The sequence below is a fragment of the Ensifer sp. ENS03 genome (assembly GCF_014852035.1).
GTDB lineage: Bacteria > Pseudomonadota > Alphaproteobacteria > Rhizobiales > Rhizobiaceae > Ensifer > Ensifer adhaerens.
The window spans coordinates 345,669-362,148 of record NZ_JACVAV010000007.1 but is presented as its reverse complement, the minus strand read 5'-3'; the positions used below and the strand labels follow the sequence as shown (position 1 = coordinate 362,148).

At 59.5% G+C, this 16,480-nt stretch carries 29 protein-coding genes; 28 read left to right on the top strand and 1 reads right to left on the bottom strand.

The window, feature by feature from the left end:
* The 28 genes from IB263_RS24035 to rplQ all read left to right on the top strand — a co-directional run.
* On the top strand, positions 1–596 hold a 596-nt coding region (locus IB263_RS24035), incomplete at its 5' end, for an EF-Tu/IF-2/RF-3 family GTPase (protein WP_246811070.1).
* 320 nt (positions 597–916) lie between these two features.
* The gene (gene rpsJ / locus IB263_RS24030; RefSeq protein WP_003507767.1) at positions 917–1,225 is read left to right on the top strand and encodes a 30S ribosomal protein S10; all 309 of its coding nucleotides are present in this window, start codon (positions 917–919) and stop codon (positions 1,223–1,225) included.
* Between the two features lie 139 nt (positions 1,226–1,364).
* Entirely contained in the window at positions 1,365–2,051 is a 687-nt protein-coding gene (gene rplC / locus IB263_RS24025; protein WP_034795518.1) for a 50S ribosomal protein L3, read from the top strand.
* Between the two features lie 12 nt (positions 2,052–2,063).
* A complete protein-coding gene (rplD, locus tag IB263_RS24020; RefSeq protein ID WP_034795521.1) occupies positions 2,064–2,684 on the top strand; it encodes a 50S ribosomal protein L4 in 621 nt (206 codons plus the stop codon).
* The gene (locus IB263_RS24015) at positions 2,681–2,974 is read left to right on the top strand and encodes a 50S ribosomal protein L23 (protein WP_034795524.1); all 294 of its coding nucleotides are present in this window, start codon (positions 2,681–2,683) and stop codon (positions 2,972–2,974) included. The genes rplD and IB263_RS24015 overlap by 4 nt, the downstream gene beginning before the upstream one ends.
* Before the next feature lie 43 nt (positions 2,975–3,017).
* A complete protein-coding gene (rplB, locus tag IB263_RS24010; RefSeq protein ID WP_034795526.1) occupies positions 3,018–3,854 on the top strand; it encodes a 50S ribosomal protein L2 in 837 nt (278 codons plus the stop codon).
* Between the two features lie 15 nt (positions 3,855–3,869).
* Complete coding sequence (rpsS, locus tag IB263_RS24005; RefSeq protein ID WP_018239488.1) at positions 3,870–4,148, top strand: 30S ribosomal protein S19; 279 nt, start codon at positions 3,870–3,872, stop codon at positions 4,146–4,148.
* A 2-nt stretch (positions 4,149–4,150) separates the two neighbouring features.
* Positions 4,151–4,540: a 50S ribosomal protein L22 gene (rplV, locus tag IB263_RS24000; protein WP_192439116.1), complete on the top strand. Its 390-nt coding sequence runs from the start codon at positions 4,151–4,153 to the stop codon at positions 4,538–4,540.
* Positions 4,540–5,274 (top strand): 30S ribosomal protein S3, encoded by a 735-nt coding sequence (rpsC, locus tag IB263_RS23995; protein WP_034795537.1) that lies wholly within the window; start codon positions 4,540–4,542, stop codon positions 5,272–5,274. The genes rplV and rpsC overlap by 1 nt, the downstream gene beginning before the upstream one ends.
* Positions 5,275–5,312: 38 nt before the next feature.
* Positions 5,313–5,726 carry a 50S ribosomal protein L16 gene (rplP, locus tag IB263_RS23990; RefSeq protein ID WP_011975175.1) on the top strand — a complete coding sequence of 138 codons (414 nt, stop codon included), beginning with the start codon at positions 5,313–5,315 and terminating at the stop codon, positions 5,724–5,726.
* Positions 5,727–5,737: 11 nt separating this feature from the next.
* Positions 5,738–5,938: a 50S ribosomal protein L29 gene (gene rpmC / locus IB263_RS23985; protein WP_034795543.1), complete on the top strand. Its 201-nt coding sequence runs from the start codon at positions 5,738–5,740 to the stop codon at positions 5,936–5,938.
* 12 nt (positions 5,939–5,950) lie between these two features.
* On the top strand, positions 5,951–6,187 hold the full coding sequence (gene rpsQ, locus IB263_RS23980; RefSeq protein ID WP_034795546.1) for a 30S ribosomal protein S17: 237 nt from the start codon (positions 5,951–5,953) through the stop codon (positions 6,185–6,187).
* A 178-nt stretch (positions 6,188–6,365) separates the two neighbouring features.
* Positions 6,366–6,734, top strand: a complete 369-nt coding sequence (rplN, locus tag IB263_RS23975; protein WP_034795548.1) for a 50S ribosomal protein L14 — start codon at positions 6,366–6,368, stop codon at positions 6,732–6,734.
* Positions 6,735–6,748: 14 nt separating this feature from the next.
* A complete protein-coding gene (gene rplX / locus IB263_RS23970; RefSeq protein WP_025426674.1) occupies positions 6,749–7,060 on the top strand; it encodes a 50S ribosomal protein L24 in 312 nt (103 codons plus the stop codon).
* Positions 7,053–7,610 (top strand): 50S ribosomal protein L5, encoded by a 558-nt coding sequence (gene rplE, locus IB263_RS23965; protein WP_034795552.1) that lies wholly within the window; start codon positions 7,053–7,055, stop codon positions 7,608–7,610. The genes rplX and rplE overlap by 8 nt, the downstream gene beginning before the upstream one ends.
* Positions 7,611–7,644: 34 nt before the next feature.
* Positions 7,645–7,950, top strand: a complete 306-nt coding sequence (rpsN, locus tag IB263_RS23960; protein ID WP_034795562.1) for a 30S ribosomal protein S14 — start codon at positions 7,645–7,647, stop codon at positions 7,948–7,950.
* A 12-nt stretch (positions 7,951–7,962) separates the two neighbouring features.
* Entirely contained in the window at positions 7,963–8,361 is a 399-nt protein-coding gene (rpsH, locus tag IB263_RS23955) for a 30S ribosomal protein S8 (RefSeq protein WP_025426677.1), read from the top strand.
* A gap of 46 nt (positions 8,362–8,407) precedes the next feature.
* A complete protein-coding gene (gene rplF, locus IB263_RS23950) occupies positions 8,408–8,941 on the top strand; it encodes a 50S ribosomal protein L6 (protein WP_034795564.1) in 534 nt (177 codons plus the stop codon).
* 12 nt (positions 8,942–8,953) lie between these two features.
* Positions 8,954–9,316 carry a 50S ribosomal protein L18 gene (gene rplR, locus IB263_RS23945; protein ID WP_034795567.1) on the top strand — a complete coding sequence of 121 codons (363 nt, stop codon included), beginning with the start codon at positions 8,954–8,956 and terminating at the stop codon, positions 9,314–9,316.
* A gap of 128 nt (positions 9,317–9,444) precedes the next feature.
* Positions 9,445–10,014 (top strand): 30S ribosomal protein S5, encoded by a 570-nt coding sequence (rpsE, locus tag IB263_RS23940; protein ID WP_034795569.1) that lies wholly within the window; start codon positions 9,445–9,447, stop codon positions 10,012–10,014.
* Between the two features lie 12 nt (positions 10,015–10,026).
* Positions 10,027–10,230: a 50S ribosomal protein L30 gene (rpmD, locus tag IB263_RS23935; RefSeq protein WP_043623384.1), complete on the top strand. Its 204-nt coding sequence runs from the start codon at positions 10,027–10,029 to the stop codon at positions 10,228–10,230.
* Positions 10,231–10,243: 13 nt separating this feature from the next.
* The gene (gene rplO, locus IB263_RS23930; protein WP_034795576.1) at positions 10,244–10,714 is read left to right on the top strand and encodes a 50S ribosomal protein L15; all 471 of its coding nucleotides are present in this window, start codon (positions 10,244–10,246) and stop codon (positions 10,712–10,714) included.
* Between the two features lie 233 nt (positions 10,715–10,947).
* On the top strand, positions 10,948–12,288 hold the full coding sequence (secY, locus tag IB263_RS23925) for a preprotein translocase subunit SecY (RefSeq protein WP_034795578.1): 1,341 nt from the start codon (positions 10,948–10,950) through the stop codon (positions 12,286–12,288).
* Positions 12,285–12,863, top strand: coding sequence for an adenylate kinase (locus tag IB263_RS23920; protein WP_034795582.1), 579 nt, complete (start codon positions 12,285–12,287; stop codon positions 12,861–12,863). The genes secY and IB263_RS23920 overlap by 4 nt, the downstream gene beginning before the upstream one ends.
* A 232-nt stretch (positions 12,864–13,095) precedes the next feature.
* Positions 13,096–13,464, top strand: a complete 369-nt coding sequence (gene rpsM / locus IB263_RS23915; RefSeq protein WP_034795586.1) for a 30S ribosomal protein S13 — start codon at positions 13,096–13,098, stop codon at positions 13,462–13,464.
* A 226-nt stretch (positions 13,465–13,690) separates the two neighbouring features.
* Positions 13,691–14,080, top strand: a complete 390-nt coding sequence (gene rpsK, locus IB263_RS23910; protein WP_003536496.1) for a 30S ribosomal protein S11 — start codon at positions 13,691–13,693, stop codon at positions 14,078–14,080.
* Positions 14,081–14,183: 103 nt separating this feature from the next.
* A complete protein-coding gene (locus IB263_RS23905) occupies positions 14,184–15,194 on the top strand; it encodes a DNA-directed RNA polymerase subunit alpha (RefSeq protein ID WP_034795592.1) in 1,011 nt (336 codons plus the stop codon).
* Between the two features lie 44 nt (positions 15,195–15,238).
* A complete protein-coding gene (rplQ, locus tag IB263_RS23900; RefSeq protein ID WP_034795595.1) occupies positions 15,239–15,664 on the top strand; it encodes a 50S ribosomal protein L17 in 426 nt (141 codons plus the stop codon).
* Between the two features lie 160 nt (positions 15,665–15,824).
* On the opposite strand, the gene msrQ is transcribed toward rplQ, so the two are convergent.
* On the bottom strand, positions 15,825–16,478 hold the full coding sequence (gene msrQ / locus IB263_RS23895; RefSeq protein WP_060520934.1) for a protein-methionine-sulfoxide reductase heme-binding subunit MsrQ: 654 nt from the start codon (positions 16,476–16,478) through the stop codon (positions 15,825–15,827).
* Positions 16,479–16,480: the final 2 nt, after the last annotated feature.

Below are 16,480 nucleotides of genomic sequence, written 5' to 3'. Positions count from 1 at the left end.
ACGCCTACATCCCGACGCCTGAGCGTCCGATCGACCAGCCGTTCCTGATGCCGATCGAAGACGTGTTCTCGATCTCGGGCCGTGGTACGGTTGTGACCGGTCGCGTTGAGCGCGGCATCGTCAAGGTCGGCGAAGAAGTCGAAATCGTCGGCATCCGCGACACGTCGAAGACGACGGTTACGGGCGTTGAAATGTTCCGCAAGCTGCTCGACCAGGGCCAGGCCGGCGACAACATCGGCGCGCTGATCCGTGGTGTTAACCGTGACGGCGTCGAGCGTGGCCAGATCCTGTGCAAGCCGGGTTCGGTCAAGCCGCACAAGAAGTTCATGGCTGAAGCCTACATCCTGACGAAGGAAGAAGGCGGCCGTCATACGCCGTTCTTCACCAACTACCGTCCGCAGTTCTACTTCCGCACGACGGACGTGACGGGCATCGTGACGCTGCCGGAAGGCACGGAAATGGTTATGCCGGGCGACAACGTCACCGTTGCCGTTGAGCTGATCGTTCCGATCGCGATGGAAGAAAAGCTGCGCTTCGCAATCCGCGAAGGCGGCCGTACCGTCGGCGCAGGCATCGTTGCATCGATCGTCGAGTAATCGACGAGACTGAGGGCGGGAAGACACAAGGCGCATGTGCTATGCGCCTTGGACATACCCGCCCCGAAAGATTTAGTTGGTCGCACGGCTTGCCGAAGACGACGAAATAGTGCAAATGGCGCCCACGCGTGATTTGCACGGTGCTTCGACGTTGTGCGCTCACAGAAAGACAGGCCGGCCACGGCCGCTCAAATAGGAAGGGGCAGGGGAAACCCTGTCCCTCCGATCTTTGAAAAGTTAGCGGACTGGCCGAAATTAAACGAAGTTCACTGCGTGTTTTTCCACGGAAACCGCAAGTAACCTGAACAAGGATAAGTCGTATGAACGGCCAGAACATCCGCATCCGCCTCAAGGCGTTTGATCACCGGATCCTCGACGCCTCGACGCGCGAAATCGTGTCGACTGCAAAGCGTACCGGTGCAAGCGTGCGCGGTCCCGTACCGCTGCCGACGCGCATTGAAAAGTTTACGGTCAACCGCTCGCCGCACGTCGACAAGAAGAGCCGTGAACAGTTCGAAATGCGCACCCACAAGCGCCTTCTCGATATCGTAGACCCGACCCCGCAGACCGTTGACGCGCTGATGAAGCTCGACCTGGCTGCCGGCGTCGACGTGGAAATCAAGCTTTAATAAACAAGGAAGGTACGTGGACCTCGGTCCAACGGCTTCCAAAAACGGGCGACCTCAAGATCGGATGATCTCAAGGAAACCTTAAACCAGAGATGTGAAGGGGCTTGCTCCGTCACTAACTCTCAAGAGGAATGAACCAATGCGTTCAGGTGTGATTGCACAGAAAGTGGGAATGACCCGCGTCTATAACGACGCCGGTGAGCATATCCCGGTTACAGTTTTGAAGCTGGAAAGCTGCCAGGTGGTAGCCCAGCGTACGGAAGAAAAGAACGGCTACGTTGCTGTCCAGCTCGGTGCTGGCCGCTCCAAGGTCAAGAACACGCCGAAGGCGATGCGCGGCCACTTTGCTGCTGCCAACGTCGAGCCGAAGGCGAAGCTCGTCGAGTTCCGCGTTTCCGCGGACAACCTGATCGACATCGGTGCAGAACTGACGGCGAACCATTTCGTCGCCGGTCAGCTCGTCGACGTCACCGGTACCACGATCGGTAAGGGCTTTGCCGGCGCCATCAAGCGCCACAACTTCGGCGGTCTGCGTGCAACGCACGGCGTTTCCGTATCGCACCGTTCGCATGGTTCTACCGGTTCCAACCAGGACCCGGGCCGCGTTTGGAAGGGCAAGCGCATGGCTGGTCACATGGGCCAGACGCGCGTCACCACTCAGAACCTCGAAGTCGTATCGACCGATGAAGACCGCGGTCTGATCCTGGTCAAGGGCGCTGTCCCCGGCTCCAAGGGTGCCTGGATCGTCGTTCGTGACGCCATCAAGTCGGGCACCCCGGAAGGCGCTCCGCGTCCGGCCGCTGTGCGCGCCGAAGCATCGAAGTAAGGGAGCCGAATAATGGATCTCAACGTCAAAACCCTCGAGGGCAAGGACGCAGGAAAGGTTTCTCTTTCTGACGCCATTTTCGGCCTCGAACCCCGTGAAGACATCATTGCCCGCGTCGTTCGCTGGCAGCTCGCCAAGAAGCAGCAGGGCACGCACAAGGCCAAGGGCCGCGCTGAAGTGTCCCGCACCGGCGCCAAGATGTACAAGCAGAAGGGTACGGGCCGCGCCCGCCACCACTCCGCTCGTGCTCCGCAGTTCCGCGGCGGTGGCAAGGCTCATGGCCCGGTTGTCCGCAGCCACGCCCATGACCTGCCGAAGAAGGTTCGCGCCCTCGGCCTGCGCCATGCACTCTCGGCCAAGCTGAAGGCTGAAGAGATCATCGTCATCGACGATCTCGTTGCCAAGGAAGCCAAGACGAAGGCTCTCGCCGGCGTATTCGCGTCGCTCGGCCTCACCAACGCTCTCATCATCGGCGGCGCCGAGATCGAGAACAACTTCAAGCTCGCAGCCCAGAACATCCCGAACGTGGACGTTCTGCCGGTTCAGGGCATCAACGTTTACGACATTCTGCGCCGTGGCAAGCTCGTGCTTTCCAAGGCTGCCGTGGAAGCTCTGGAGGAGCGGTTCAAATGACGGATCTTCGCCACTACGACGTGATCGTGTCCCCCTCGATCACTGAAAAGTCGACGCTGGTTTCCGAACAGAACCAGGTCGTCTTCAACGTCGCCAAGGACGCTTCGAAGCCTGAAATCAAGGCTGCAGTCGAAGCTCTGTTCGGCGTCAAGGTTACGGCCGTGAACACGCTGGTCCGCAAGGGCAAGACGAAGCGTTTCCGCGGCTTTGCCGGAAAGCAGAAGGACGTGAAGAAGGCGGTCATTACGCTCGCCGACGGTCAGTCCATCGACGTCTCCACCGGTCTCTAACGGATAGGCCCATTAGGGTAAAAACCCAAAAGGGAACAAGAAAATGGCATTGAAAAGTTTCAATCCGACGACCCCGAGCCAGCGCCAGCTGGTCATCGTTGACCGGTCCGGCCTCTACAAGGGCAAGCCGGTAAAGGCGCTGACCGAGGGCCTGTCCTCCAAGGGCGGTCGCAACAACCTCGGTCGCATCACCGTTCGCTTCCAGGGCGGCGGTCACAAGCGCACCTATCGTCTGGTGGACTTCAAGCGTCGCAAGTTCGACGTTGAAGGCACGGTCGAGCGTCTGGAATACGACCCGAACCGCACCGCGTTCATCGCGCTCGTCAACTACGCCGACGGCGAAAAGGCCTACATCCTCGCTCCGCAGCGCCTTGCTGCTGGCGACAAGGTCATCGCTTCGGAAAAGGCCGTTGACGTGAAGCCCGGCAACACGATGCCGCTGCAGTACATCCCGGTCGGCTCCATCATCCACAACGTGGAAATGAAGCCGGGCAAGGGCGGCCAGATGGCCCGCTCCGCCGGTACCTACGCACAGCTCGTTGGCCGCGACCAGGGCATGGCGATCCTTCGCCTGAACTCTGGTGAACAGCGCCTGGTGCATGGTTCCTGCCTCGCCTCGATCGGCGCCGTGTCGAACCCCGACCACGGCAACATCAATGACGGTAAGGCTGGTCGTTCGCGTTGGCGTGGCAAGAAACCGCACGTTCGCGGTGTCGTCATGAACCCGGTTGACCACCCGCACGGCGGTGGTGAAGGCCGTACCTCGGGTGGTCGTCACCCGGTTACCCCGTGGGGCAAGCCCACGAAGGGTAAGCGTACGCGCTCGAACAAGTCGACCGACAAGTTCATCATGCGCTCGCGCCACCAGAAGAAGAAGTAAGAGAGGAAGTCTCGAATGACTCGTTCAGTATGGAAAGGTCCGTTCGTTGACGGTTATCTTCTCAAGAAGGCTGAGAAGGTCCGCGAAGGCGGTCGCAACGAAGTGATCAAGATCTGGAGCCGTCGCTCCACGATCCTTCCGCAGTTTGTCGGTCTCACCTTCGGCGTCTACAACGGCAGCAAGCACGTTCCGGTCAGCGTCAACGAAGACATGGTCGGCCACAAGTTTGGTGAATTCTCTCCGACCCGGACCTACTACGGTCACGGTGCGGACAAGAAGGCAAAGAGGAAGTAACAATGGGCAAGGCAAAAGCCGAACGCCGGCTGAAGGATAATGAGGCGCAGGCAGTTGCGCGCACGATCCGCGTCAGCCCCCAGAAGCTCAACCTGGTTGCCGCGATGATCCGCGGCAAGAAGGTCGATCGCGCTCTGGCCGACCTGGAATTCTCCCGCAAGCGCATTGCAGAGACGGTCAAGAAGACCCTTGAATCTGCCATCGCAAACGCGGAGAACAACCACGATCTCGACGTCGATTCGCTCGTCGTTGCAGAAGCTTACGTTGGCAAGTCGATTGTCATGAAGCGCTTCCACGCTCGTGGTCGCGGCCGTGCATCGCGTGTCGAAAAGCCGTTCTCGCACTTGACGATCGTCGTCCGTGAAGTGGAAGCCAAAGGGGAGGCCGCATAATGGGTCAGAAGATTAATCCGATCGGCTTCCGTCTCGGTATCAACCGGACCTGGGACAGCCGCTGGTTCGCGGACAACGCCGAGTACGGCCAGCTTCTTCACGAAGACCTGAAGATCCGCGCTTACCTGATGGAAGAACTGAAGGCTGCCGGCATCGCCAAGGTGGTAATCGAGCGTCCGCACAAGAAGTGCCGCGTCACGATCCACTCCGCTCGTCCGGGCCTGATCATCGGCAAGAAGGGCGCTGACATCGAGAAGCTCCGCAAGAAGCTTTCCGAGATGACCAGCTCCGAAACGCACCTCAACATCGTTGAAGTGCGCAAGCCGGAGGTCGACGCGACCCTCGTCGCTCAGTCGATTGCCCAGCAGCTCGAGCGCCGCGTGGCTTTCCGCCGTGCGATGAAGCGCGCTGTTCAGTCGGCCATGCGTCTTGGCGCCGAAGGCATCAAGATCACCTGCGCCGGCCGCCTCGGTGGCGCCGAAATCGCTCGTACCGAATGGTACCGCGAAGGTCGCGTTCCGCTGCACACGCTGCGTGCGGACATCGACTACGGCACGGCTGAAGCGGAAACCGCTTTCGGTATCTGCGGCATCAAGGTCTGGATCTTCAAGGGCGAAATCCTTGAGCACGATCCGATGGCTTCGGAGCGTCGCGCGATCGAAAGTGACAACCAGGGCCCGGCAGGCCGTGATCGCGACCGTGGCGATCGTGACCGCCGTCGTGAAAACGCGTAACATTCGCGTTTGGCAGCCAATATCGGAGAAGTAAAAAAATGTTGCAGCCAAAGCGTACGAAGTATCGCAAGCAGTTCAAGGGCCGCATCAAGGGCGTAGCCAAGGGCGGATCTGATCTCGCTTTCGGCGAATTCGGCCTTAAGGCTCAGGAACCCAACCGCGTGAATGCACGCGAGATCGAAGCGGCCCGCCGCGCGATCACGCGTCACATGAAGCGCGCCGGCCGCGTCTGGATCCGTGTGTTCCCTGACGTTCCGGTCACCGCCAAGCCGACGGAAGTCCGCATGGGTAAGGGTAAGGGTTCGGTCGAATACTGGGCATGCAAGGTCAAGCCCGGCCGAATGATGTTTGAGATCGATGGTGTCAGCGAAGAACTTGCCCGTGAGGCACTTCGTCTTGGCGCTGCCAAGCTCTCTGTCAAGACGCGCTTCGTGCAGCGTATCGCAGAGTAAGGAGTGAACTCATGAAAGCCGTAGATGTTCGCGCCCTGAGCGCCGATCAACTCAACGAAGAGCTCGCCAAGCTGAAGAAGGAGCAGTTCAACCTGCGCTTCCAGAAGGCAACCGGCCAGCTCGAGAAGTCTTCGCGTATCAACGAAGTCCGCAAGGACATCGCACGCGTCAAAACCATTGCCCGCCAGAAGGCGGCAGAAGCCAAGGCCTAAGGACCAGAAAATATGCCGAAACGCATTCTGCAGGGCACTGTTGTCAGCGACAAGAACGACAAGACCGTCGTCGTACGGGTCGAGCGCCGCTTTGCGCATCCGATCCTCCAGAAGACCGTCCGTCGCTCCAAGAAGTACAAGGCGCATGACGAAAACAACCAGTACAAGGTTGGTGACGTCGTTTCCATCGAGGAATGTGCGCCGATCTCGAAGGATAAGCGCTGGACGGTAGTCGCCGCCCACGCTTGATTTCAGCAGGTTTTGACGCCAAGACCCTTGCGTCTTGGGAAAATACCTGTATGAAGCACGCAATTGAAGCAGGGGAACGCTCGATTCCGGGCGTTCTTTTGCTTTGAGATGAGCACTATAAGCCGGGCGAGGGGGTTTCGACCCAACCGGCCTGGTAACAACAAGAAGGCGACCTGACATGATTCAGATGCAAACAAACCTCGACGTGGCGGATAATTCCGGCGCACGTCGTGTCATGTGCATCAAGGTGCTGGGCGGCTCCAAGCGCAAGTATGCGTCGGTCGGCGACATCATTGTCGTTTCGATCAAGGAAGCCATTCCGCGCGGCCGCGTAAAGAAGGGTGATGTCATGAAGGCTGTTGTCGTTCGCACTGCGAAGGACATCCGCCGTCCGGATGGCTCTGTCATCCGCTTTGACACCAACGCAGCCGTTCTTATCGATAACAAGAAAGAGCCGATCGGCACTCGTATCTTCGGACCGGTTCCGCGCGAACTTCGCGCCAAGAACCACATGAAGATCATCTCGCTGGCTCCAGAAGTACTCTAAGGGAGCGTTGAGAGATGCAAAAGATTCGCAAAGGCGACAAAGTCGTCGTTCTCACCGGTAAGGACAAGGGTCGTACCGGCGAAGTCGTACAGGTAATGCCGAAGGAAGACCGGGCTGTCGTGCGTGGCGTAAACATGGTGAAGCGTCACCAGCGCCAGACCCAGAGCCAGGAAGCCGGCATCATCAACAAGGAAGCCTCGATCCATCTTTCGAACATCGCGATTGCCGATCCGAAGGACGGCAAGCCGACCCGCGTCGGTTTCAAGATCGATGGCGACAAGAAGGTCCGCGTGGCCAAGCGTTCGGGAGTAGTGATCGATGGCTAAGTCCGCTTACGAGCCGCGGCTCAAGAAGGAATATGTCGAGCGTATTCGTGCGGCTATGCAGGAGAAGTTCTCCTACGCCAACGAAATGCAGATCCCGCGCCTCGACAAGATCGTCATCAACATGGGCGTTGGCGAATCGACGGGCGACTCCAAGAAGCCGACCGTTGCTGCAGCCGACCTCGCAGCGATTGCTGGTCAGAAGCCGGTAATCACCCGCGCTCGCAACTCCATCGCAGGCTTCAAGCTTCGCGAAGGTATGCCGATCGGTGCCAAGGTTACCCTGCGCGGCGTTCGGATGTTTGAGTTCCTGGATCGCCTCGTGAACATTGCGCTTCCGCGCGTTCGCGACTTCCGTGGCCTCAATCCGAAGTCCTTTGACGGACGTGGCAACTTCGCCATGGGCGTCAAGGAACACATTGTGTTCCCTGAGATCAACTACGACAAGGTTGATCAGATGTGGGGCATGGACATCATCGTTTGCACGACGGCTACTAACGACGACGAAGCTCGCGCTCTGCTCACAGAGTTCAACTTCCCGTTCCGTCAGTAATCCGTAACGACAAGCGTAAAGAAGGATAACTGTAATGGCGAAAACGAGCGCAGTTGAAAAGAACAAGCGCCGCCGCAAACTGGTTGCCTCGCAGGCTGCAAAGCGTGCCGCTCTGAAGGCGACCATCATGAACCAGTCTCTGCCGATTGAAGAGCGGTTCAAGGCAACCATCAAGCTGGCAGGCCTGCCGCGCGATGGATCCAAGACCCGCATCCGCAACCGTTGCGAAGTTACCGGCCGTCCGCGCGCCTTCTATCGTAAACTTCGTATGTCGCGTATTGCGCTTCGCGAACTGGGCAACCTCGGCAAGGTGCCGGGTATTGTCAAGTCGAGCTGGTAAGGAGACGGGCACATGGCAATGACTGATCCGCTGGGCGATATGCTCACCCGTATCCGTAACGGCGCGGCTCGCCGCAAGTCGAGCGTTTCCACGCCGGCTTCGAAGCTCCGTGCACGTGTTCTGGATGTTCTTCAGGCTGAAGGCTACATCCGTGGTTACTCCGAAGTCGTATTCGGCAACGGCAAGGCCGAGCTGAACATCGAACTGAAGTACTACGAAGGCGCTTCCGTGATCCGTGAGATCGGACGCGTCTCCAAGCCGGGCCGCCGAGTTTATGTCTCGGTTAAGTCCATTCCGCAGGTCGCGAACGGCCTCGGCATCACCATCCTTTCGACCCCGAAGGGCGTGATGGCCGATCATCAGGCACGCGAACAGAATGTTGGTGGCGAGATCCTTTGCTCCGTCTTCTAATCGAAGACGGTAGCAAGTTCTCCATAGCGAACAGACAGGTATAAAAATGTCTCGTATCGGTAAGAAGCCCGTTCAGGTTCCGGCAGGCGTCACGGCAAGCGTTGATGGCCAGAAGGTAACGGCGAAGGGCCCGAAGGGCGAACTGTTCTTTGTTGCAAACGACGAAGTATCGGTAAAGCTCGAAGAAAATGCGGTTGTTGTACAGCCGCTCAGCCAGAGCAAGGATGCTCGTTCGAAGTGGGGCATGTCCCGCACGATGATCGAGAACATCTTCAAGGGCGTCAAGGACGGTTACGAGCGCAAGCTCGAAATCAACGGCGTTGGTTATCGTGCGTCGCTGCAGGGCAAGAACCTGCAGCTGGCGCTCGGCTTCAGCCACGACGTCGTCTACCAGACCCCGGAAGGCATCACGATTGCTGTTCCGAAGCCGACCGAAATCATCGTGTCCGGCATCAACAAGCAGCAGGTCGGCCAGGTTGCCGCGGAAATCCGCGAATACCGCGGCCCCGAGCCCTACAAGGGCAAGGGCGTCAAGTATGCCGAAGAGCGGATTGTCCGCAAAGAAGGCAAGAAGAAGTAAGGATCACGCGAAATGGCTAGCAGGAAAGATACTCTTGTGCGTCGCGCCAACCGCGTGCGCCGTCAAATCAAGGCGGTCGCCAATGGCCGTCCGCGCCTGTCGGTTCATCGCTCGTCGAAGAACATCTACGTACAGGTTATCGACGACGTGGCCGGCAAGACGCTTGCGTCTGCCTCCACGCTCGATACCGATCTGCGTTCGTCGTTGAAGACGGGCGCTGACACGGCAGCTGCTGCTGCCGTCGGCAAGCTCATCGCTGAGCGTGCCGCTAAGGCTGGCGTCAAGGACGTTGTCTTTGATCGTGGCGCCTTCATCTATCACGGCCGCATCAAGGCTTTGGCCGATGCTGCCCGTGAAGGTGGTCTGAACTTCTGATCGGTCGCCAGGCGGGCGTTGCGCCTGCCTGGCACTCTCATAGGTTTCCGGTCGCATCCGATCCATCGGACGGGGGCGACTTTTGTCAATCTGCCGATTGCACCCGGAAAAGAAAAAGGAAAAGGACAATGGCACAGGAAAGAAAGGGTTCTCGCGAAGATCGCCAGAACCGCGAAGAGCGCGACAGCGAATTTGTCGATAAGCTCGTAGCAATTAACCGCGTCGCCAAGGTGGTGAAGGGCGGTCGTCGTTTCGGTTTCGCCGCTCTCGTCGTCGTTGGCGACCAGAAGGGCCGCGTTGGCTTCGGTCATGGCAAGGCACGCGAAGTGCCGGAAGCCATCCGCAAGGCAACCGAAGCCGCAAAGCGCGACCTGATTTTCGTCCCGCTGCGTGGTGGTCGTACCCTGCATCACGACGTTCACGGCCGTCATGGCGCCGGCAAGGTGCTGCTGCGTTCGGCCAAGGCCGGTACCGGTATCATCGCTGGTGGCCCGATGCGCGCGGTCTTCGAAACGCTCGGCGTTCATGACGTCGTTGCCAAGTCGACCGGTTCGTCGAACCCCTACAACATGGTTCGCGCAACGTTCGACGCCCTCAAGAACCAGATGCACCCGAAGGACATCGCAGCTCAGCGCGGCATGAAGTACGCCACGCTCCAGGCTCGTCGTGTTTCCTCCGGCGCTGCTTCCGAAGAATAAGGGAGCTGACAGATGGCTAAGAAAGAAGTCGCAGCGAAGACCGTTACCGTCGAGCAGATCGGTAGCCCCATTCGCCGTCCGGCCGTACAGCGTCAGACGCTGATCGGTCTGGGCCTCAACAAGATGCACCGGGTTCGCACGCTGGAAGACACTCCGTCTGTCCGCGGCATGATCCGGACTGTCCAGCACCTCGTTCGCGTCGTCGACGAGAAGTGAGGGGGATAAGCTCATGAAACTGAATGAAATCAAGGACAACGAAGGCTCGACCCACAGCCGTAAGCGTCTTGGCCGTGGTATCGGCTCGGGCTCCGGCAAGACCGCCGGTCGCGGTGTGAAGGGTCAGAAGGCTCGTTCGGGCGTCGCCATCAACGGCTTCGAAGGCGGCCAGATGCCGATCTACCGTCGTCTGCCGAAGCGCGGCTTCAACAACATCTTCGCTTCGGAGTTTGTTGTCGTGTCGCTCGGCCGTATCCAGACGGCAATCGACGCCAAGAAGCTCGATGCTTCCAAGACCGTTGACGCAGCTGCCCTCAAGGCTGCCGGCGTCATCCGTCGCGAAAAGGACGGCGTCCGCGTTCTGGCCGACGGCGAACTGAAGGCGAAGGTTTCGCTCGAAGTTGCCGGTGCGTCCAAGTCGGCGATCGAGAAGATCGAAAAGGCTGGCGGCTCGATCAAGCTGCTCGCTGCGGCTGCTGAATAATATTATTGATGAACCGCCCGGGGTGCTTCACTCCGGGCGGTTTTGCTCCCATATGTGAGCCTCACGTCCGCAAGCGCGAATCGCTCGCCGCGGCGGACATAGCGGAAACCACGGTGAGGCATCCGATTGCAGACACAATCGCCTCGCGTCCGGTTTTCAAGACGAAAAGTTAGTCCTTCCGGAACGGACCGGGTGTTCCCGCTGATTCCGAGATTTGGTACGCGGAGAATTGCATGGCTTCTGCAGCGGAACAGCTCGCCTCGAACCTGAATTTCTCGACTTTCGCCAAGGCGGAAGATCTGAAGAAACGGCTCTGGTTCACGCTTGGTGCGCTTCTGGTTTACCGTCTTGGCACCTATATCCCGCTGCCCGGTCTTAACCCGGAAGCGTTTGCCCAGGCATTCCGCGGCCAGAGCGGCGGTATCCTCGGCCTCTTCAACATGTTTTCGGGCGGTGCAGTTGAGCGCATGGCGATCTTCGCGCTCGGCATCATGCCCTATATCTCTGCTTCGATTATCGTTCAGCTGATGACCTCTGTCGTTCCGGCACTGGAACAGCTGAAAAAGGAAGGCGAGCAGGGCCGCAAGATCATCAACCAGTACACCCGTTACGGCACGGTGCTTCTCGGCACGGCGCAGGCTTACGCCATCGCCGTCGGTCTCGAGAGCGGCAACGGCCTCGTCAACGATCCGGGTTGGTTCTTCCGTGTTTCGACCGTCATTTCTCTGCTTGGCGGCACCATGTTCCTGATGTGGCTCGGTGAACAGATCACCTCGCGCGGCATCGGCAACGGCATCTCGCTGATCATTTTCGCCGGTATCGTCGCACATCTGCCGACGGCTCTCGCCGGCACGCTCGAACTCGGCCGCACCGGCGCTCTGTCCACCCCGCTGATCCTCGCGATCATCGTCATGGTCGTCGGCGTCATCGCGCTCATCGTGTTCGTCGAACGTGCGCAGCGGCGGCTTCTGATCCAGTATCCGAAGCGCCAGGTCGGCAACCGCATGTTCCAGGGCGACACCTCGCACCTGCCGCTGAAGCTCAACACCGCGGGCGTCATCCCGGCGATCTTCGCCTCGTCGCTGCTGCTTCTGCCGGCAACGCTCGCAGGCTTTGCCAATACGGCGACGCTGCCGGGTTGGGCGACCACCGTGGTTGGCGCACTTGCGCACGGCAAGCCGCTCTACATGGTGCTTTACGGTGCGATGATCGCGTTCTTCGCCTTCTTCTACACCGCGATCGTGTTCAATCCGAAGGATACGGCTGACAATCTGAAGAAGCACGGCGGCTTCATTCCGGGCATTCGTCCGGGCGAGCGTACCGCGGAATATATCGATTATGTCCTGACGCGCATCACCGTGATCGGTGCGGCCTATCTGATCTTCGTCTGCATTCTGCCGGAAGTTCTGATCGCTCAGACCGGCGTGCCGTTCTACCTTGGTGGTACGTCGCTTTTGATTGTTGTCAGCGTCACCCTTGATACGGTAGCACAGATCCAGGGCCACCTCATCGCACAGCAATATGAGGGGCTGATCAAGAAGTCGAAGCTGCGCGGAGGAAAGAGGGGACGATGAGACTGATTTTTTTGGGACCGCCGGGCGCTGGCAAGGGGACACAGGCCAAGCTTCTGACGGAGAGATACGGCATTCCGCAGCTTTCCACAGGAGATATGCTGCGGGCGGCCGTCGCCCAGGCGACCGAGGTCGGCAAGCGTGCGAAGGCGGTCATGGATGCCGGTCAGCTGGTATCCGATGAGATCGTCAACGAAATCGTGTCGGATCGCATCGACCAGCCGGACTGCGCGAAGGGGTTCATCCTTGACGGTTACCCGCGCACGGTTCCGCAGGCGATTGCGCTCGGCAAGATGCTCGAGGGCAAGGGTCTGAAGCTCGATGCCGTAATCGAGCTCAAGGTCGACGAGGCAGCCCTTGTAAAGCGGATGGAGAATCGCGTAGCGGAAACCATCGCAGCCGGCGGAACCGTCCGTTCGGACGACAATCCGGAAGCCTTCAAGCGCCGGCTGACCGAGTACCGTGAAAAGACGGCGCCGCTCTCGGAGCACTACGCCGGAACGGGGCAGCTCAGAACGGTTGATGGCATGGCGGAAGTGAACACCGTCACCGCCGAGATCGAGAAGATTCTGGCTTAGACACTGGTCTTTGCCGAAAAGGAACTGCCGGGGAGTTGACTTTTCCGGCCGATTCCGCCAAAGACAGCGCCAACTCGCGACATGAGAGCGGTCGGCGCGGTCTTCAAAGAAAATGAAGTCCGGGTACGGTCGTTTTTGACGTGTCTCGAACCTCAATCAACGTGCGGCTCTTCGAGGTCGCGTAACGAAGCACCTATTGCCGGATGGCAACTGGAACGCAAGGAGAATAGACGTGGCACGTATCGCTGGCGTCAACATCCCGACGGCAAAGCGCGTAGTTATTGCGCTGACCTACATTCACGGGATCGGCCCGAAATTCGCACAGGAAATCATCGAGAAGGTCGGTATTCCGGCTGATCGTCGCGTGCATCAGCTGACGGACGCTGAAGTCCTGCAGATCCGCGAAACGATTGACCGCGACTACCAGGTCGAAGGTGACCTGCGTCGCGAGACCTCGATGAACATCAAGCGCCTGATGGACCTCGGCTGCTACCGCGGCCTGCGTCACCGTCGTGGCCTGCCGGTTCGCGGTCAGCGCACCCACACCAACGCTCGCACCCGCAAGGGTCCGGCGAAGGCGATTGCCGGTAAGAAGAAGTAATTTCCCGAAAAGGGAGATTGGGAGGCTGGTGTCAAACGCCGGCCTCCTTTTGCAGTTTGGAAGGGCGTTTGCCTGACCTTTGTTCGGCCGATCCGGCCGGGCGATATGTTCGCCGGACGATATCTCGTCCTGCGGGAAATGAAGATGCAGGGCAGGGGACGTCAAATCCTTTTCCCGGTGGAGCCGCTGGAATTACGGCGGTGCAGAGATCTAAGAAAGGGATCCTATGGCCAAGGAAGCCACCCGCGTTCGCCGTCGCGAACGCAAGAACATCACGTCTGGCGTCGCGCACGTCAATTCGTCGTTCAACAACACCATGATCACCATCACCGACGCACAGGGCAACGCGATTGCCTGGTCGTCTGCCGGTGCCAAGGGTTTCAAGGGTTCGCGTAAGTCGACCCCGTTTGCCGCGCAGATCGCCGCTGAAGACTGCGCCAAGAAGGCTCAGGAACACGGCATGAAGTCGCTGGAAGTCGAAGTTTGCGGTCCGGGTTCCGGCCGTGAATCCGCTCTTCGCGCGCTGCAGGCTGCGGGCTTCATGATCACCTCGATCCGCGATGTGACCCCGATCCCGCACAACGGCTGCCGCCCGCGCAAGAAGCGCCGCGTCTGATCATATGCATTCAACATGCCGGTGAGGGCGCAGATGCGCGCTCCCGGTCTTCGGGGCTCGGTTGCCACGATTGGATGGTGGCAACGAACGGAAGGCAGAAAACATGATCCAGAAGAATTGGCAGGAACTGATCAAGCCGAACAAGGTGGAGTTCGTCTCCTCCGGCCGCACCAAGGCAACGTTGGTTGCGGAACCGCTTGAACGCGGCTTCGGTCTGACGCTCGGCAACGCGCTTCGCCGCGTGCTGCTGTCGTCGCTGCGCGGTGCTGCTGTCACCGCAGTGCAGATCGACGGCGTCCTGCACGAGTTCTCCTCTATCCCGGGCGTCCGGGAAGATGTGACGGACATCGTGCTCAACATCAAGGAAATCGCCATCAAGATGGATGGCGACGACGCAAAGCGCATGGTCGTGCGTAAGCAGGGTCCGGGCGTTGTAACCGCCGGTGACATCCAGACGGTTGGCGATATCGAAATCCTCAACCCGAACCATGTGATCTGCACCCTCGACGAGGGCGCTGAGATCCGCATGGAGTTCACCGTCAACAACGGCAAGGGTTACGTGCCGGCTGATCGCAACCGTTCGGAAGATGCTCCGATCGGCCTGATCCCGGTCGACAGCCTGTACTCGCCGGTCAAGAAAGTGTCCTACAAGGTGGAAAACACCCGCGAAGGCCAGGTTCTTGACTATGACAAGCTGACGATGTCCATCGAGACGGACGGTTCCGTCACCGGTGAAGATGCGATCGCATTTGCGGCCCGCATCCTTCAGGACCAGCTGTCGGTGTTCGTCAACTTCGACGAGCCGCAGAAGGAAGCAGAGGAAGAGGCAGTTACCGAACTCGCCTTCAACCCGGCGCTTCTCAAGAAGGTCGACGAACTGGAACTTTCGGTCCGTTCGGCCAACTGCCTGAAGAACGACAACATCGTCTACATCGGCGACCTCATTCAGAAGACCGAAGCAGAAATGCTCCGCACGCCGAATTTTGGTCGCAAGTCGCTGAACGAAATCAAGGAAGTTCTCGCTTCCATGGGCCTGCACCTCGGCATGGAAGTGCCGTCCTGGCCGCCCGAGAACATCGAAGATCTCGCCAAGCGTTACGAAGACCAATACTAACCATTAGACTGCGGGCGAATGCCTGCAAGTGAAGGAGAATAGCCATGCGCCACGGTAAAGCCGGCCGCAAGCTGAATAGAACCGCCAGCCACCGCAAGGCGATGTTTGCCAACATGGCAGCTTCGCTGATCGAACACGAGCAGATCGTTACGACCCTGCCGAAGGCCAAGGAAATCCGCCCGATCGTCGAGAAGCTCGTCACGCTCGGCAAGCGCGGTGACCTGCACGCTCGCCGCCAGGCGATCTCGCAGATCCGCGACGCCGCTGTCGTTGCCAAGCTGTTCGACACGATCGCATCGCGCTACGCCACCCGCAACGGCGGCTACCTGCGCATCATGAAGGCTGGCTTCCGTCACGGCGACAACGCCGCGCTCGCCGTCATCGAATTCGTTGACCGCGACGTCTCGGCAAAGGGCGCGAAGGATCTCGCCCGCGTTGCTGCAGAAGCCGAAGCTGCTGAAGCAGCCTAAGCCGATCGAAGGCAGAAAATTGAAGCGGCCGGGTGTTCGTCACCCGGCCGCTTTTTCTTTTGGGGCTGTTGCTTAGCGTGCGTTTGACGGTGTGCTCGTTCTGTCACCGTTTCGTCGAAATGCGATCGAGGGTCGATGTCCTGGCGAGGCGAAGATGGCCTCAGGCGCTTCCGGCGGCGGTTCTGACCGGCACATTGGCCGCCTGTCGCTTGCGCCGCAGATACGGCTTGCGCACCAGCCGCCAGACAAGCAGTACGGCGACGAGCCCGAGATAAAGCAGCTGTTCGGCGCCGATGACCTTCACCGACATCGAAAAATGCACGGCGCCGGCGGCGGCGATCACATAGGCCAGGCGGTGAAGCGTGTTCCACCGCGTACCGAGCCTGCGGATCGACCAGTTGTTGGAGGTGAGCGCCAGCGGGATCAGCATAACGAGTGCGGCCATGCCGATGGTGATGAAGGGGCGGCGGGCGATGTCGGCCAGTATGCTCGGAAAGTTTAGCCGCTGATCGAGCAGCATGTAGGCGAGGAAATGCATCAGCACATAGTAGAACGCCAGCAAACCCAAGGCCCGCCGATAGCGCAGCCAGTTGATGCCGAATAGGTCGCGAATCGGCGAGATCGCCAATGTCGCGACGAGGAAACGCAGCGCCCACAGGCCGAGCAGGTGTTCGAATTCCTTGACCGGGTTTCCGGGCAGTTGGCCCGTAGCGCCGAGATAGAATGCATAGGCGGCGGGCAGCAGACCAAAGCCGTAGAGCCCCCAGACCGAGGCCGAATGGTAGCGTTTTGGGAGCGAGGGCAGGCGGGCCATGA

What these genes read in the sequence shown, in the direction of transcription:
- rpsJ (WP_003507767.1), top strand. Translation starts at nt 917, where the DNA reads ATGAACGGCCAGAACATCCGCATCCGCCTCAAGGCGTTTGATCACCGG.
- rplC (WP_034795518.1), top strand. Translation starts at nt 1,365, where the DNA reads ATGCGTTCAGGTGTGATTGCACAGAAAGTGGGAATGACCCGCGTCTAT.
- rplD (WP_034795521.1), top strand. Translation starts at nt 2,064, where the DNA reads ATGGATCTCAACGTCAAAACCCTCGAGGGCAAGGACGCAGGAAAGGTT.
- IB263_RS24015 (WP_034795524.1), top strand. Translation starts at nt 2,681, where the DNA reads ATGACGGATCTTCGCCACTACGACGTGATCGTGTCCCCCTCGATCACT.
- rplB (WP_034795526.1), top strand. Translation starts at nt 3,018, where the DNA reads ATGGCATTGAAAAGTTTCAATCCGACGACCCCGAGCCAGCGCCAGCTG.
- rpsS (WP_018239488.1), top strand. Translation starts at nt 3,870, where the DNA reads ATGACTCGTTCAGTATGGAAAGGTCCGTTCGTTGACGGTTATCTTCTC.
- rplV (WP_192439116.1), top strand. Translation starts at nt 4,151, where the DNA reads ATGGGCAAGGCAAAAGCCGAACGCCGGCTGAAGGATAATGAGGCGCAG.
- rpsC (WP_034795537.1), top strand. Translation starts at nt 4,540, where the DNA reads ATGGGTCAGAAGATTAATCCGATCGGCTTCCGTCTCGGTATCAACCGG.
- rplP (WP_011975175.1), top strand. Translation starts at nt 5,313, where the DNA reads ATGTTGCAGCCAAAGCGTACGAAGTATCGCAAGCAGTTCAAGGGCCGC.
- rpmC (WP_034795543.1), top strand. Translation starts at nt 5,738, where the DNA reads ATGAAAGCCGTAGATGTTCGCGCCCTGAGCGCCGATCAACTCAACGAA.
- rpsQ (WP_034795546.1), top strand. Translation starts at nt 5,951, where the DNA reads ATGCCGAAACGCATTCTGCAGGGCACTGTTGTCAGCGACAAGAACGAC.
- rplN (WP_034795548.1), top strand. Translation starts at nt 6,366, where the DNA reads ATGATTCAGATGCAAACAAACCTCGACGTGGCGGATAATTCCGGCGCA.
- rplX (WP_025426674.1), top strand. Translation starts at nt 6,749, where the DNA reads ATGCAAAAGATTCGCAAAGGCGACAAAGTCGTCGTTCTCACCGGTAAG.
- rplE (WP_034795552.1), top strand. Translation starts at nt 7,053, where the DNA reads ATGGCTAAGTCCGCTTACGAGCCGCGGCTCAAGAAGGAATATGTCGAG.
- rpsN (WP_034795562.1), top strand. Translation starts at nt 7,645, where the DNA reads ATGGCGAAAACGAGCGCAGTTGAAAAGAACAAGCGCCGCCGCAAACTG.
- rpsH (WP_025426677.1), top strand. Translation starts at nt 7,963, where the DNA reads ATGGCAATGACTGATCCGCTGGGCGATATGCTCACCCGTATCCGTAAC.
- rplF (WP_034795564.1), top strand. Translation starts at nt 8,408, where the DNA reads ATGTCTCGTATCGGTAAGAAGCCCGTTCAGGTTCCGGCAGGCGTCACG.
- rplR (WP_034795567.1), top strand. Translation starts at nt 8,954, where the DNA reads ATGGCTAGCAGGAAAGATACTCTTGTGCGTCGCGCCAACCGCGTGCGC.
- rpsE (WP_034795569.1), top strand. Translation starts at nt 9,445, where the DNA reads ATGGCACAGGAAAGAAAGGGTTCTCGCGAAGATCGCCAGAACCGCGAA.
- rpmD (WP_043623384.1), top strand. Translation starts at nt 10,027, where the DNA reads ATGGCTAAGAAAGAAGTCGCAGCGAAGACCGTTACCGTCGAGCAGATC.
- rplO (WP_034795576.1), top strand. Translation starts at nt 10,244, where the DNA reads ATGAAACTGAATGAAATCAAGGACAACGAAGGCTCGACCCACAGCCGT.
- secY (WP_034795578.1), top strand. Translation starts at nt 10,948, where the DNA reads ATGGCTTCTGCAGCGGAACAGCTCGCCTCGAACCTGAATTTCTCGACT.
- IB263_RS23920 (WP_034795582.1), top strand. Translation starts at nt 12,285, where the DNA reads ATGAGACTGATTTTTTTGGGACCGCCGGGCGCTGGCAAGGGGACACAG.
- rpsK (WP_003536496.1), top strand. Translation starts at nt 13,691, where the DNA reads ATGGCCAAGGAAGCCACCCGCGTTCGCCGTCGCGAACGCAAGAACATC.
- IB263_RS23905 (WP_034795592.1), top strand. Translation starts at nt 14,184, where the DNA reads ATGATCCAGAAGAATTGGCAGGAACTGATCAAGCCGAACAAGGTGGAG.
- rplQ (WP_034795595.1), top strand. Translation starts at nt 15,239, where the DNA reads ATGCGCCACGGTAAAGCCGGCCGCAAGCTGAATAGAACCGCCAGCCAC.
- msrQ (WP_060520934.1), bottom strand. Translation starts at nt 16,478, where the DNA reads ATGGCCCGCCTGCCCTCGCTCCCAAAACGCTACCATTCGGCCTCGGTC.